Consider the following 14,138-nt stretch of genomic DNA (forward strand, 5'->3'; position numbering starts at 1 on the left):
GTCAGTTCCCACTCACGAAACCAGGGATCGCCCGCTCGTACCATTCGGTTCCGTCGTTGCTGCACATCAGTGGGCCGTGGTCGTCGCTGCCCAGCATGCAGACCCCATCGCCGCTGGCGAACGGTGTTCGGTCCACGCCGACGACGGGAATGGGCAAGGCATTGCCCTCGGAGTCGATCATGATCAGCCCGCCGTCCGCACTGAGGTAGGCGTTGCCGTGGCTGTCCACCGCGATGCCGCTCGGATTCTGCGGAGCAGAGTTGCGGTCAGTGCCAGTGTCCAGTCCCTTCACGTCCAGCCAACTCTCGCCACCATCGGAACTGACCCAGGCGCCGGGGACGAAGAAGTCCTTGTCGCTCTGGGCGACTGCCACGGCAAAGATGTGGTCGCCGTGACCGGTCACGTCGACGTGGACGACGGGCACGTCGAAGCGCGGCCTCATCGAGGCTCCAGTTCTCCCCGTCAGCGGTCGAGCGCAGCGACCAGCCGGACTTCTGGTTGCCCTCCGCGACGACGAGCCGCCCGTCCGGCGTCTGATAGCCCGCCTGCCATAACGGCTGGTTGATCCGATAGGCGATTGCGCGCGTCGCGTCATAACTGACCATGCCGACGCCGTCCAGCATCACGACTTCGTCACCCGGGCGCGGCTCGGTCCAGTCGCCTTGTCGCAATTCCACACGATCGCCGTCGGAGCGCATGCGTACGAGCGTGTCGTCACCGAACTGTGTCAGCAGCCACCCGTCACTGACCGCGGCCATGCCCACTGGTTGCGAACCCAGCACGCGGCCGAAGACGTCGCCATCCGGGTCTTGCGTCACCACCGCGAACTCGCAGTGGCGCGCCCCCTTGCATGCGCGCCACGTCACGGCGACGGTCCCGTCCGAGGCGCCGTGCGGCGGCCAGGGGTGCACGAGTTTGCGCGACAGCAGTTCCCGTACGTCCGAGGGCAAGCGCGGGTCGACCCCGGGCCGGTCACTCGATTCGGGGACCGAGGGAGTGAACGTCGACGAGGCGACCGAGGGCGCGGACGTGGCCGGGCCCGTGTCGCTGCGCGGCGCGTCGAGGAACTGCCAGCCCACTCCCGCGATCACGGCCGCTGCGGCGATGGAGCCCACTGTCGCCCTGCGCTGTCGACGCTTGCGCGCGGCCGTTGCCCGAGTGCGTACGTCATCGAAGTGCGGGATCCGCACCCGCTCGGCGATCTCGTGGGGAAGCTCGGTGGGGTTCATGACGGGGCTCCTTGTGGGTCGTCGAAGTCATCGGCCAGCAGGTCGGCCAGTGCCGCTCGACCGCGAGACAGTCGAGCTTTCACGGTGCCCACTGGCACGCCGAGGGTGTCGGCGACTTCGTGCACGGGCAGGTCGGCGAAGTGGAACAACGCGAGCGCCTCTCGCTGGTGGTGGGGGAGTCGGCGCAGTGCTGCGAGCAGCGCGATGCGGTCGGCGGGCAGGTCTTCGTACGCAGACTCGGCCACCCACTGCGCGGCGCGATCGCGAAACCAGCGTTGCCGTCGCCAGCGGCTCCGTGCCACGTTCACGGCGACCGTACGCAGCCACGCCTCGGGATTGTCGGTGCGCTGGAAGGCGCGTCCGGCGTTGAGCGCCCGAGCAAACGCCTCCATCACCACGTCCTCGGCCTCGACCGGGTCGCCGGTGACGCCGGTGAGTTGGCCGACCAGGCGCCGATAGGAGGCCTCATAGACCTCCTGGACGTGCTCCTCGGCGCTCCCGGCCATGCCCCAGACTCCCACCTCGACGACAGCCGCCGAGTTCTTTGTGGTGCTCATGACCAGACGACTCACGAACCCCGGGATCGGTTGCATCGGCCGTCTTGGAAGAATGTTGCCCATGTCTGACGCACCAACCGCACGTCCGCGCGTACTCTCCGGCATCCAGCCGACCGCCGACTCGTTCCACTTCGGCAACTACCTCGGCGCGCTGCGGCAGTGGGTGGACCTGCAAGCCGACTACGAACCGTTCTTCTTCATCGCCGACCTGCACGCGATCACGGTCGAGCAGGACCCGAAGGTGCTGCGCGAACGCACCCGACGCGCGGCAGCGCAGTTGCTGGCGATGGGAATCGACCCGGAGCGCTCGGCGATCTTCGTGCAGAGTCAGGTGCCCGCGCACGCCCAGGCGGGCTGGGTGCTGCAGTGTCTGACCGGGTTCGGTGAGGCCCGTCGGATGACGCAGTTCAAGGACAAGTCCGCCAAGGGCGGGGAAGGTGCGTCGAGCGTCGGTCTGTTCACCTACCCGATCCTCCAGGCGGCCGACATCTTGCTCTACCGCCCGGCGTACGTCCCCGTCGGCGAGGACCAGCGCCAACACCTCGAACTCACCCGCGACCTCGCGCAGCGGTTCAACCACCGTTACAAGAAGACCTTCCGGCTGCCGGAGCCCTACATCTTGAAGGAGACGGCCAAGATCACCGATCTGCAGGAGCCGACGGCCAAGATGTCGAAGTCGGCGTCGTCACCCAGCGGCATCATCGAACTCCTCGACGACCCCAAGGTCTCGGCCAAGAAGATCCGCTCCGCCGTCACCGACAGCGAAGCCGAAGTGCGCTTCGACGTCGAGAACAAGCCCGGTGTCAGCAACCTCCTCACGATCTTCTCCGCCCTCACCGGTGCGTCCATCCCCGACCTCGAGAACGCGTACGAGGGCCGTGGCTATGGCGACCTCAAGGGCGACCTGGCCGACGCGGTGGTGGAGTTCGTGACGCCATTTCGTGACCGTACGCTCGCCCTGCTTGCCGATGGCGAGGAACTCGACCGCGTGCTTGCCTCGGGTCGCGAGCGAGCGGAGTCGGTCGCGTCCGCCACTCTGCGTGACGTGTACGACCGCGTGGGTTTCCTGACCACTTCCCAGGGCTAAAGTGATCCGATGCCCACAGTCGGAGTCTCGATCGCGGTGCCCGAGCCGTGGGCTACGCAATTGCAGGACTACCGCACCTCGATCGGTGATCTGACCGCGGCTCTGATCCCTACCCACGTCACGCTCGTCCCGCCTCAAGAGGTCGAGGATTTCGATGAGGTGGCGGCCCACTTGGAGCGTGCGAGTGCGGGGGTCGCCTCCTTCCGGATTCACTTGCGCGGGACGGGCACCTTCCGTCCGGTGTCCCCGGTGGTGTTCGTGACGGTGGCCGAGGGCATCTCGGCGTGCGAGGCGCTGGCGCAACGGTTGCGGTCGGGGCCTCTCGACGTGCCGCTGAAGTTTCCGTACCACCCCCACGTCACCATCGCTCATCATCTCGACGACGTGGCGCTCGACCGGGCGTACGCCGAACTAGCCGACTTCGAGTGTCTCTTCGACGTCTCGCAGTTCCACCTCTATCTGCACGATGACGAGGCCGGCTGGCAGCCGACTCGTGCGTTCCCCCTCGGACGAGGAGTCTGATGAGTTCATTCAAGACGCGGGCGACCGCGACACTGGAGCGCGCCCGCGAGACGGTGCCGTTGCTCGACCACGTGATCCGGATGGTGCAGCACTACGGCACCGTCAACGGCTCGATGCTGGCCGGCGGGGTGACGTACTTCGCCTTCTTGTCGTTCTTCCCCATCCTGGCCTTGGCCTTCTTCGTGATCGGGTACGTCGCGCGCGTCTATCCCGACGCGCAGCAGGATCTGGTCGAGGCGATCGGCACCGTGCTGCCGGGGATGATCGGCGACGGCAAGGGCGAGATCTCGCTGGCCTCTATGTCGAAGTACGGCGGCGCGGCCGGGCTGATCGGTGTGCTCGGCCTGCTCTATTCGGGGCTGAGTTGGGTCAGCGGGATGCGTACGGCTCTCCTCGCGGTCTTCGAGAAGCCGGCCGAGGAGCAGGGGAACTTCCTGGTCGGCTACGTGCGCGACCTCGCCGCGCTGGGCGTCATCGGGATCGTGCTCGTCGTCAGCGTGGGTCTGTCGAGCGTGGTGACCGGCTTCTCGGAGAAGTTGCTCGCACTCGTCGGGCTGGGCGCCGAACTTCGCCCCGCGTTGGCGGTGCTCACGGTGCTGGTGGGTCTGGCTGCCAACGCCTTGCTGTTCTTCGCGCTGTTCCGGCTGCTGGCGGCGCCCGACACCCCTCGGCGGTCCCTGTGGTCGGGCGCACTCCTGGGTGCGCTCGGTTTCGAGGCACTGAAGTGGGCCTCGACCTATCTGATGGCCTCGACCAAGAACCAGCCGGCCTTCCAGGCCTTCGGCATCGCCTTGATCCTGCTGGTGTGGATCAACTACTTCTCGCGGGTGGTCATGTACGCCGCCGCGTGGGCGCACACGTCGGCCGCCGCCCGCGCCCCCCGCGAGTCAGCAGATCTTCCCGCCGAGCCGGCAGGTCTTCCCGCCGAGTCAGCAGATCTTCCGGACTCGTCGGCCTTGGCAGCGAGGGTCCGCGAAGCGCGAACGTTGGATCCAGAGGAACTGCGCGAACTACGTGAACTGCGTGAGTTCCGTGAGTCCGTACGATCGGCCGGCGGTGGCACGCGAACGTCGCGACCGAACGCAGTCGAGCGGACGGCCAACTTCGCGGCGGGTGCGGCATTGATGTGGCTGCTCGGCTGGCTTCGGCGGGGCCGATGACTGCCGGCGAACTGCTCGCCGTCTATGACGAGCAGTTGCGTACGACCGCCGAGGTTCGCAGCGCCCAAGACGTGACGCGCGACGGGCCGCTGCTGCGAGCGCGTTTCGACCGAGGAGGCTTCGTCACGTATCGCGATCTCGGCGGACTCACAGGCGCCGAACTCGACAACTTGATCGCGCGTACGATCACCCATTTCGAGACCCAGTCGAACCTCGACGATTTCGAGTGGAAGTCACGCGGCCACGATGCGCCGCCCGACCTGGGGGAGCGGCTGATCGCCGCTGGCCTAACCCCGGAAGAGGTCGAGACGGTGATGCTCGGGGAAGCCGCCGGGCTCGTGGCGTCGCAGCCTCCGGCGGGTGTGACCGTACGCCGGGTCGATCAACTGCCCGACCGAGCCGACGTGATCGGTCGAGCAGCGGCGTTGCAGGCCGCTATCTTCGGCGCCGGTCCAACTGCCGACGAGGTACTCGCCAGGCTAGACCGGGATCCGGTTCACGCGCAGTTCTGGATCGCCGAGGCCGAGGGCGAGATCATCAGCGCCGGCCGACTCGAACTCGTACCCGGTACGGAGGTCGCCGGTCTTTGGGGCGGCGCGACTCATCCCGACCACCGTGGCCGGGGCGTGTATCGAGCCCTCACCGCCGCCCGTGCGCGCGCCACGCTTGACGCGGGGTGGCGGTACCTGCACTCGGACAGCACGGCGATGTCACGCCCGATCCTGGAGAGGTCGGGTCTGGTCGCGATCACGACCACAACGCCGTACGTCTGGACTCGCTGACCGGGGGCGGGTCAACGCCCCTCGCCAAACGCCTCAGTGGCCGTGCTTGAACGCCGTACGCAGGTCCTTGTTCAGCTGGCTGATCACGTCGAGCGGGATCTCCTTGGGGCACGCCGCGGCACATTCGCCGATGTTGGTGCAGCCGCCGAAGCCCTCGTGGTCGTGCTGGGCGACCATGTCGACCACGCGGGTGTCGCGCTCGGGCTGGCCCTGCGGCAACTCGCCCAGGTGGGTCACCTTGGCGCCCATGAACAGCGAGGCCGAGCCGTTGGGGCACGCGGCTACGCAGGCCCCGCAACCGATGCAGGTCGCCACGTTGAAGGCACGCATCGCCTTGTCGCGAGGCACCGCGTTCGCGTTGGCCTCCGGAGCCGAGCCGGTGTTGACCGACACGAAGCCACCCGACTGGATGATCCGGTCGAATGCCGACCGATCGACGCAGAGGTCCTTCAGCACCGGGAACGAGTCCGCACGCCACGGCTCGATGGTGATCTCGTCGCCGTCCTTGAACGAGCGCATGTGCAACTGGCAGGTCGTGGTGACCTCGGGGCCGTGCGCCTGACCGTTGATCATCAACCCGCACATGCCGCAGATGCCCTCGCGACAGTCGGAGTCGAACGCGACCGGCTCCTCGCCCTTGGCGTTGAGCTGCTCATTGAGCACGTCAAGCATCTCCAGGAACGACATGTCCTCGGAGATCTCGGTCAGCTCGTAGGTCTTCAGGCCGCCCTTGTCCTGCGGGCCGTCCTGGCGCCAGATGTTGAGCTTGAGCCTCACTGTGTATTCCTGTTCACTCGCAGTTCGACCGCTGCGTCGCGGTCAGAGGGCACGTACAGACCGAAGCGGTCTCTCGCTTCGCTCACTTGTAACTCCTCTGCTTCAGCTCGATGGCGGTATAGATCAGGTCCTCCTTGTGCAGCACCGGGCTGCCCATCGAGTCCTGTGGTTCGTTGGTATCGCGATCATCCGACGCGGCGAACTCCCACGCGGCGACGTACGCGAACTCGTCGTCGTGGCGCAGCGCCTCGCCGTCCTCGGTCTGCGACTCGCCACGGAAGTGGCCACCGCACGACTCGCGCCGGTTGAGTGCGTCGATGCACATCAACTCACCGAGCTCGAGGAAGTCGGCTACGCGGCCAGCCTTCTCCAGCGACTGGTTCAGCGTCTCCGCGGAGCCCAGCACACGCAGGTTGGACCAGAACTCACGCTTGAGTTCACGGATCCCGTCGATGGCCTTGCGCAGGCCGTCGTCGGTCCGCTCCATGCCGCAGTACTCCCACATCAGGTGTCCGAGCGCCTTGTGGAAACTGTCGGCCGACCGCTCACCGTTGATCGACATCAGCCGATCGATGCGGTTCTGCACCGACGCGCGAGCCTCGGTCACGGCCGGGTGCGACTCGTCGAGTCCGTCGAAGGGCCCGTCGGCGAGGTATTCGCGGATGGTGTTGGGGAGGACGAAGTAGCCGTCCGCGAGGCCCTGCATCAGTGCCGAGGCACCGAGACGGTTGGCGCCGTGGTCGGAGAAGTTGGCCTCGCCGCTGACGAAAAGCCCGGTCAGGTTCGACTGCAGGTGATAGTCGACCCACAGTCCGCCCATCACGTAGTGCACGGCCGGGTAGATGCGCATCGGCACTTCGTACGGGTTCTCGCCGGTGATGCGCTCGTACATGTCGAAGAGGTTGTCGTACTTCTCCTCGATCCCGTGCTTGCCCAACCGCGCGATCGCATCGGAGAAGTCCAGGTAGACGCCGCGACGGAAGTCACCGACCATCGGGCCGACACCGCGACCCTCGTCGCACATGTACTTGGCTGCCCGCGAGGCGATGTCGCGGGGCACCAGGTTGCCGAACGAGGGATAGATCCGCTCCAGGTAGTAGTCGCGGTCCTCCTCCGGGATCTGGCGCGGGTCCTTGTCGCAGTCTTCGGCCTTCTTGGGCACCCAGATGCGGCCGTCGTTGCGCAGCGACTCGCTCATGAGCGTCAGCTTGGACTGGTGGTCGCCGGAGACCGGGATGCAGGTCGGGTGGATCTGCGTGTAGCACGGGTTGGCCATGTACGCCCCGCGACGGTGCGCGCGCCACGCGGCGGTGACGTTGCAGCCCATCGCGTTGGTCGACAGGAAGAAGACGTTGCCGTAGCCACCAGAAGCAAGTACGACCGCGTCCGCAAGGTGGGTCTCGATCTCACCGGTGACCATGTCGCGCGCGATGATGCCGCGCGCCCGCCCGTCGACGACGACCAGGTCGAGCATCTCGTGGCGGGTGAACGTCTCGACGGTGCCGGCGGCCACCTGGCGCTCCAGCGCCTGGTACGCGCCGATCAGCAACTGCTGGCCGGTCTGGCCGCGGGCGTAGAACGTACGAGAAACCTGGACGCCACCGAACGAACGGTTGTCGAGCAGGCCGCCGTAATCGCGCGCGAACGGCACGCCCTGCGCGACGCACTGGTCGATGATGTTGGCGCTGACCTCGGCCAGGCGATAGACGTTGGACTCGCGCGAGCGATAGTCACCGCCCTTGACCGTGTCGTAGAAGAGACGGAACGTCGAGTCGCCGTCCTCCTTGTAGTTCTTGGCCGCGTTGATGCCGCCCTGCGCTGCGATCGAGTGCGCGCGCCGCGGGGAGTCCTGGTAACAGAAGGACTTCACGTTGTAGCCGGCCTCGCCGAGCGTGGCGCCTGCGGACGCGCCCGCGAGCCCGGTGCCGACGATGATCACCGTCAGCTTGCGGCGGTTGGCCGGGTTGACCAGCCGGTTGTCCATCTTGCGGTTGGTCCAGCGGTCCTTGATCGGGCCGCTGGGCGCCGCCGGGTCGACGAGCTTGTCGCCGAGTGTGTAGTAGCCAGCCGCGTCGTCCGAGACCTGGACCGAGGGCTCGTTGGTGACCGAGGTGCCGTCGAGGTATGCCATCGCTCTCGCTCCTTATTTCTTGATGACGCCGAAGAGGATGCCGAGGGGTACGAGCGCGAACCCGATCGCCACGACACCGGCGAGGAACGCGGCAGCCAGCTTGGCCCGGGCGCGAGAAGCCGCGCTGCCCGTCAGGCCCAGCGTCTGCGCGGCGCTCCATACGCCGTGGTGCAGGTGCATGCCCAGCGCCGCCAGCGCGAGCAGATAGATCACCGTGACCCACCACATGCTCGGGTCGAACGAGTTGAGCAGCATCAGGAACGGTGAGTCCTTGATCTCGGCGCTGGAGTAGGACCCACCCAGCGTCGGCTTCACGATCGTGAAGTGGACCAGGTGCCACACGATGAAGAGCAGCAGCGCCACGCCACCCCAGCGCATGGTGCGCGAGGAGAGCGTCGAGCCGAGGTTCTTCTTCACCGAGTACGACGTCGAGCGCGCCCGGCCGGCGCGTGCCCACAGCGTGAACACCGCGCGCAGGTGCGCCAGGATCGCCAGGATCAGCACGATCCGCACGATCCAGAGCAGCCCGCCGTACGGCAGCATCGGCTCGCCGAAGGTACGCAGGTGGTGGGCGTACTCGTCGTACGCCTCCTGCCCGGCGAACGCCTTGAGGTTGCCGTACATGTGGAGCAGGACATAGCCGATGAAGATCAGCCCGCTCACTGCCATCTGGATTTTGAGGAAGACCGTCGAGCGCGAGGCTCGGTTGTTCTTCACGAGTTGGGTGGTCGCCACCTCGGCAGGGTACCGCCGTGCACGGACGCCTGTCCGGCGGGGCGGTGTGACATTTCCGGACGGGTGTCCAGTTGACCCCGGCGGGGTGAGCCTGAGAGGAATCCCATAGCCGTGCGCATGGTCGATCCCGTACGAGGCGGCATAGGCTCGCGCGCATGAGCGACGCGCCAGACGCCGCCGGGTCGGATACGACCCCGGCGACACCTCCCGAGCCCGAGACGGTTCAGAGCCTTGCCCTGCAGGGCGCAGACGATGTGTCGAGTCGGGAGGCGTGGGAGCAGGCAGCGGCAGCCGTCTTGCGCAAGACCCGAGCGCTGAGCGACGACGACACAGACGCCCACGTCTGGGACCGACTTACTCGCGCGACCCTCGACGGCATCGCGATCACGCCCCTGGGGACGCCGCACGACGTGGCCGAACTGGACCTCGAACAGCGCCCGAGGCGGGTCGGTGGTTGGGACGTACGCACCCAGGTCGCCGACAACGCGACCGCGCTCGCCGACCTCGACACCGGCGCCAACTCCTTGTGGCTGAAGGTCGACGGGCAGACAGACTTCGCGGCATTGCTCGACGGCGTGTTCTTGGACCTCGCGCCGGTGACGCTGGAGGGCGACGTCGAGGCGGCGCGGGCCTTCTTGGCGTACGCCGCGGACCGCGAACTCCACCCCGCGACCAATCTCGGTTCGGGCGTCTCGCTGGCCCGCGAAGCCCAGCAGCACGCCATCCGCTCGGTCATCGTCGACGCAGACACGGTCCACGACCGGGGTGCCTCCGACGTCCAAGAACTCGCGTGGGCGCTCGCCCAGGGAGTGGAAGCGCTGCGCATCTATGCAGGTGCCGGGTTCGAGGCCGCCGAGGCCGCGCGGCAGATCGAGTTCCGACTCGTCGCGACCGACGAGCAGTTCCCGACCATCGCCAAGTTCCGTGCCGCCCGCCGGTTGTGGGCGCGGGTCCTCGAACTCTCCGGCGCGCCTGGTGTCGAGATGGCGATCCACGCGGTGACCAGCCGTCCGATGATGAGTGCGTACGACCCGCACACCAACATGCTGCGCACCACCGTGGCCGCCTTCGCGGCAGGCGTCGGGGGAGCCGACGCGGTCACGGTGCTGCCATTCGACGAGCCGCTCGGCGCCCCGACCGACTTCTCGCGCCGGATCGCGCGCAACACCAGTGCGCTGCTCATCGACGAGTCGCACGTCGCGGCCGTGTCGGATCCGGCCGGGGGCGCGTACGCCGTCGAACGACTGACGGCTGACCTCGCGCAGGCGGCATGGGATTTGTTCGTACGCCTCGACGACGAGGGCTTCTCGCTTCTCGACGACCTGATCGAGACGGTCGCCACCGAGCGTGAGCGTCAGGTGGCGCTGCGGACACGGCCGATCACGGGGTTGAGCGAGTTCCCGCAATCGGCCGAGACCCGGCTGGAGCGCGAGCCCGTCGACACCACGCCCGTACGCCGCTGGGGTGCGGCCTTCGAAGCACTGCGCGACGACCCACGGGGCTCCGTCTGGCTGGCTCCGCTCGGCACCATCGCCGCACACACCGCCCGGGCGACGTTCGCCGGCAACCTGTTCGCGGCCGGGGGCGTAGCCATAACCAATCCGGGCCCGTTGCTCGACGTCGAGGCCCTCGCCGCGGCGTACGACGGGAGTCCGGTCGTGTGCCTGGTCGGCGCTGACGCGGCGTACGCCGAATGGGGCGCGGACGCCATCGCGGCGCTGCGCAAGTCAGGCGCCAAGCACGTGATCCTCGCGGGCAAGCCGGGAGACCGGACCGTGGCCGCGGACCTGATCGACGACTCCTGCGCGATGGGCGTCGACGCCATCGCGTTCCTGACGCGCACCAGAGAGGCGAGCGCATGAGCATTCCGGAGAGTTTCGCGGGGATCCCGCTGAGTGGTTTCGAGACGCCCGTTCCGGGCTCCTCAACCACCGGTTCCCCGTCCCCGGTGGTTGAGGAGGGCGCAGCCCTTCTGGAAACCGCGGCCCCGTCCCCGGTGGTTGAGGAGGGCGCAGCCCGTCTCGAAACCGCGGCCCCGTCCCCGGTGGTTGAGGAGGGCGCAGCCCGTCTCGAAACCACGCCGTGGCTCAGCCCCGAGGGCATCGAGATCCTGCCGACGTACGGCCCCGAGCACCTCCAGGGCCTCGACGCGCTCGACACCTACCCGGGCATCGCCCCCTTCCTGCGCGGGCCCTACCCGACGATGTACACCACCCAGCCGTGGACGATCAGGCAGTACGCCGGGTTCTCCACCGCCGAGGAGTCCAACGCCTTCTACCGCCGCAACCTGGCGGCGGGCCAGAAGGGTCTCAGCGTCGCGTTCGACCTGGCGACCCACCGCGGCTACGACTCCGATCACCCGCGCGTACGCGGCGACGTCGGGATGGCCGGTGTCGCGATCGACTCGATCTACGACACCCGCACCCTCTTCGACGGCATCCCGCTGGACCAGATGTCGGTCAGCATGACCATGAACGGCGCCGTACTCCCGGTGATGGCGCTCTATATCGCTGCGGCCGAGGAGCAGGGCGTCAAGCCCGAGCAACTGGCCGGGACCATCCAGAACGACATCCTCAAGGAGTTCATGGTCCGCAACACCTACATCTATCCGCCGCGACCGAGCATGCGGATCATCAGCGACATCTTCTCCTTCACCGCGTCCCACATGCCGCGCTTCAACTCGATCTCGATCTCCGGCTATCACATGCAGGAGGCGGGAGCGACCGCCGACCTGGAACTCGCGTACACCCTGGCCGACGGCGTCGAATACATCCGCGCGGGACTCGACGCGGGTCTCGACATCGACGCGTTCGCGCCCCGGTTGAGCTTCTTCTGGGCGATCGGGATGAATTTCTTCATGGAGGTCGCCAAGCTGCAGGGCCGCCCGCGCGCTGTGGAGCCGCCTGGTCGACCAGTTCGACCCGAAGAACCCCAAGAGCCGAAGTCTGCGTACGCACTCCCAGACCAGCGGTTGGTCCCTCACCGCCCAGGACGTCTTCAACAACGTCGGACGCACCTGCATCGAGGCGATGGCCGCGACCCAGGGCCACACCCAGAGCCTGCACACCAACGCGCTCGACGAGGCGATCGCGCTGCCGACCGACTTCAGCGCCCGCATCGCCCGCAACACCCAGTTGTTGCTGCAGCAGGAGTCGGGCACCACGCAGACGATCGACCCTTGGGCGGGCTCCTACTACGTCGAGCGCCTCACCCACGACCTCGCCGAACGCGCCTGGGCGCACATCACCGAGGCCGAGGAGGCCGGCGGGATGGCCAAAGCGATCGAGCAGGGCATCCCCAAGTTGCGCATCGAGGAGGCGGCGGCGCGTACGCAGGCCCGTATCGACTCGGGCGCGCAGGCCGTGATCGGCGTCAACACCTATCGTCTGGCCGACGAGGACCCACTCGAAGTTCTCAAGGTCGACAACGACGACGTCTATCGCCAGCAGATAGCCAAACTGGAGCGGCTGCGCGCCGAGCGCCACGACGACGACGTACGAGCCGCGCTCACCGCACTCACCAATGCTGCTGAGACCCAGACCAACGACCCGGATGCCAACCTGCTCAAACTGGCGGTCGACGCCGCCCGAGCCAAGGCTACGGTCGGCGAGATCTCCGAGGCGCTGGAAAAGCCGTGGGGTCGTCACCGCGCCGAGATCCGTACGATCAGCGGCGTGTATCGCCAAGAGGCCAGCAACGACGGTGGCGCCGACGCGGTCCAGCAGGTGCTCGACGCGACGGCTGCCTTCGAGGAGGAGGAAGGCCGGCGCCCGCGCATCCTGGTCGCGAAGATGGGACAAGACGGCCACGACCGCGGCCAGAAGGTGGTGGTCACCGCCTTCGCCGATCTCGGCTTCGACGTCGACGTAGGCCCGCTGTTCTCCACTCCCGAAGAGGTCGCCCAGCAGGCGGTCGACAACGACGTGCACATCGTCGGGGTCTCGTCGTTGGCGGCAGGCCACCTGACGCTGCTGCCTGCTCTCAAGCGCGCACTGACGGATCTGGGCCGCGACGACATCATGATCGTGATCGGTGGCGTGATCCCGCCGGACGACGTGGAGACGCTGCGTCAGATGGGAGCCGCGTCGGTCTTCCTGCCCGGCACGGTGATCGCGGCCTCGGCGTTGGAGTTGCTCGAGAAGCTGCGCGCCGCAGCCTGATGGCGCGCCAGGTCGACGTCGACGCCCTGGTCTCGGGCATCCGAGCCGGGGAGCGGGCTGCGATCGCGCGCGCGATCACTCTGGTCGAGTCGCGCAAGTCGCAGCATCGCCAACTCGCCCGAGAGTTGTTGACCGACCTGGCCCGGGACCCGGACCGGATGTCGATCCGGGTCGGGATCAGTGGTGTGCCGGGCGTCGGCAAGTCGACCTTCATCGAGGCTCTCGGCACGATGCTGACGTCGCAGGGTCACCAGGTCGGTGTGCTGGCCGTCGATCCGAGCAGCGTGCGTACGGGCGGGTCGGTCCTGGGCGACAAGACCCGGATGCCGGACCTCAGCGCCGACCCGAATGCGTACGTTCGGCCCAGTCCCAGTGCTGGCACTCTCGGCGGTGTCGCCCGTGCCACGGCGCAGGCGATGCAGGTGCTCGAAGCGGGCGGGTACGACGTGACGCTCGTGGAGACCGTGGGCGTAGGTCAGTCCGAGGTGACCGTGGCCGGGATGGTGGACACGTTCCTCTTCCTGACGCTCGCGCGCACCGGTGACCAACTGCAGGGCATCAAGAAGGGGATCCTCGAGATCGCCGACGTGATCGCGGTCAACAAGGCAGACGGCGACCACCTCACCGGAGCGCGTGCGGCGGCGCGGGAACTCTCCGGCGCCTTGCGGATGGTGCACAAAGGCGCCCTGGGAGGGCAGATCGACACCTGGTCGCCGCCGGTTCTGACGTGCTCCGCACTCGAACGTGAAGGCATCGACGAGGTCTGGGCGCAGGTGCTCGCGCATCGCGACCACCTCGGCGCGAGCGGGCTGCGAGCCAAGCGCGCCCATCAGCAACTGGAGTTCGCCTGGGCACTCGTACGAGACGAACTCGACCAGCGGCTGCGCACCTCGGCGGGGGTCCTGGCGATCCGCGACAGCGTCCAGCGGGACCTGCTCGCGGGCGAGTTGCCCGCGACGGTCGCCGCGGACCGCATCCTTGCCGCCTTTGACGAGTAA

General features: G+C 67.7%; 12 protein-coding genes and 1 pseudogene. 7 read left to right on the forward strand and 6 right to left on the reverse strand.

Features of this window, described 5'->3' with window-relative positions; genetic code table 11:
* Position 1: 1 nt before the first annotated feature.
* The 3 genes from V9G04_15140 to V9G04_15150 are packed head-to-tail and all read right to left on the reverse strand — an operon-like array spanning position 2 to position 1,786.
* Complete coding sequence (locus tag V9G04_15140; protein ID MEI2714586.1) at positions 2-292, reverse strand: hypothetical protein; 291 nt, start codon at positions 290-292, stop codon at positions 2-4.
* Positions 267-1,229 carry a hypothetical protein gene (locus V9G04_15145; GenBank protein MEI2714587.1) on the reverse strand — a complete coding sequence of 321 codons (963 nt, stop codon included), beginning with the start codon at positions 1,227-1,229 and terminating at the stop codon, positions 267-269. The genes V9G04_15140 and V9G04_15145 overlap by 26 nt, the downstream gene beginning before the upstream one ends.
* A complete protein-coding gene (locus tag V9G04_15150) occupies positions 1,226-1,786 on the reverse strand; it encodes a SigE family RNA polymerase sigma factor (GenBank protein ID MEI2714588.1) in 561 nt (186 codons plus the stop codon). Before V9G04_15150 ends, V9G04_15145 begins: the two co-directional genes overlap by 4 nt.
* A 61-nt stretch (positions 1,787-1,847) precedes the next feature.
* Between V9G04_15150 and trpS the strand changes: the two genes are divergently transcribed.
* Genes trpS through V9G04_15170 form a run of 4 tightly spaced genes read left to right on the forward strand, consistent with a single transcriptional unit; the run spans position 1,848 to position 5,337 of the window.
* Positions 1,848-2,873: a tryptophan--tRNA ligase gene (gene trpS, locus V9G04_15155; protein ID MEI2714589.1), complete on the forward strand. Its 1,026-nt coding sequence runs from the start codon at positions 1,848-1,850 to the stop codon at positions 2,871-2,873.
* 9 nt (positions 2,874-2,882) lie between these two features.
* Positions 2,883-3,395: a 2'-5' RNA ligase family protein gene (locus tag V9G04_15160; GenBank protein MEI2714590.1), complete on the forward strand. Its 513-nt coding sequence runs from the start codon at positions 2,883-2,885 to the stop codon at positions 3,393-3,395.
* Positions 3,395-4,555 carry a YihY/virulence factor BrkB family protein gene (locus V9G04_15165; protein MEI2714591.1) on the forward strand — a complete coding sequence of 387 codons (1,161 nt, stop codon included), beginning with the start codon at positions 3,395-3,397 and terminating at the stop codon, positions 4,553-4,555. The genes V9G04_15160 and V9G04_15165 overlap by 1 nt, the downstream gene beginning before the upstream one ends.
* Positions 4,552-5,337, forward strand: coding sequence for a GNAT family N-acetyltransferase (locus tag V9G04_15170; GenBank protein ID MEI2714592.1), 786 nt, complete (start codon positions 4,552-4,554; stop codon positions 5,335-5,337). The genes V9G04_15165 and V9G04_15170 overlap by 4 nt, the downstream gene beginning before the upstream one ends.
* 33 nt (positions 5,338-5,370) lie before the next feature.
* On the opposite strand, the gene V9G04_15175 is transcribed toward V9G04_15170, so the two are convergent.
* The 3 genes from V9G04_15175 to V9G04_15185 all read right to left on the reverse strand — a co-directional run bounded on the left by V9G04_15175 (position 5,371) and on the right by V9G04_15185 (position 8,980).
* Positions 5,371-6,114: a succinate dehydrogenase/fumarate reductase iron-sulfur subunit gene (locus tag V9G04_15175; protein ID MEI2714593.1), complete on the reverse strand. Its 744-nt coding sequence runs from the start codon at positions 6,112-6,114 to the stop codon at positions 5,371-5,373.
* Positions 6,115-6,196: 82 nt separating this feature from the next.
* Entirely contained in the window at positions 6,197-8,245 is a 2,049-nt protein-coding gene (locus V9G04_15180; GenBank protein ID MEI2714594.1) for a fumarate reductase/succinate dehydrogenase flavoprotein subunit, read from the reverse strand.
* A gap of 12 nt (positions 8,246-8,257) precedes the next feature.
* Entirely contained in the window at positions 8,258-8,980 is a 723-nt protein-coding gene (locus V9G04_15185) for a succinate dehydrogenase cytochrome b subunit (GenBank protein MEI2714595.1), read from the reverse strand.
* A 155-nt stretch (positions 8,981-9,135) separates the two neighbouring features.
* Between V9G04_15185 and V9G04_15190 the strand changes: the two genes are divergently transcribed.
* The 3 genes and pseudogenes from V9G04_15190 (at position 9,136) to meaB (ending at position 14,138) form a co-directional block, all read left to right on the forward strand.
* Positions 9,136-10,842, forward strand: a complete 1,707-nt coding sequence (locus V9G04_15190; GenBank protein ID MEI2714596.1) for a methylmalonyl-CoA mutase family protein — start codon at positions 9,136-9,138, stop codon at positions 10,840-10,842.
* Between the two features lie 281 nt (positions 10,843-11,123).
* A pseudogene (gene scpA / locus V9G04_15195) lies at positions 11,124-13,140 on the forward strand (methylmalonyl-CoA mutase).
* Positions 13,140-14,138 (forward strand): methylmalonyl Co-A mutase-associated GTPase MeaB, encoded by a 999-nt coding sequence (gene meaB, locus V9G04_15200; GenBank protein MEI2714597.1) that lies wholly within the window; start codon positions 13,140-13,142, stop codon positions 14,136-14,138. Before scpA ends, meaB begins: the two are co-directional and overlap by 1 nt.

The organism is Nocardioides sp., assembly GCA_037045645.1.
Classification (GTDB): domain Bacteria; phylum Actinomycetota; class Actinomycetes; order Propionibacteriales; family Nocardioidaceae; genus Nocardioides.

Bases quoted from the DNA above. Each gene is read 5' to 3' on its own strand.
- V9G04_15145 (MEI2714587.1), bottom strand. From the start codon at position 1,229: ATGAACCCCACCGAGCTTCCCCACGAGATCGCCGAGCGGGTGCGGATC.
- V9G04_15150 (MEI2714588.1), bottom strand. From the start codon at position 1,786: ATGAGCACCACAAAGAACTCGGCGGCTGTCGTCGAGGTGGGAGTCTGG.
- trpS (MEI2714589.1), top strand. From the start codon at position 1,848: ATGTCTGACGCACCAACCGCACGTCCGCGCGTACTCTCCGGCATCCAG.
- V9G04_15160 (MEI2714590.1), top strand. From the start codon at position 2,883: ATGCCCACAGTCGGAGTCTCGATCGCGGTGCCCGAGCCGTGGGCTACG.
- V9G04_15165 (MEI2714591.1), top strand. From the start codon at position 3,395: ATGAGTTCATTCAAGACGCGGGCGACCGCGACACTGGAGCGCGCCCGC.
- V9G04_15170 (MEI2714592.1), top strand. From the start codon at position 4,552: ATGACTGCCGGCGAACTGCTCGCCGTCTATGACGAGCAGTTGCGTACG.
- V9G04_15180 (MEI2714594.1), bottom strand. From the start codon at position 8,245: ATGGCATACCTCGACGGCACCTCGGTCACCAACGAGCCCTCGGTCCAG.
- V9G04_15190 (MEI2714596.1), top strand. From the start codon at position 9,136: ATGAGCGACGCGCCAGACGCCGCCGGGTCGGATACGACCCCGGCGACA.
- meaB (MEI2714597.1), top strand. From the start codon at position 13,140: ATGGCGCGCCAGGTCGACGTCGACGCCCTGGTCTCGGGCATCCGAGCC.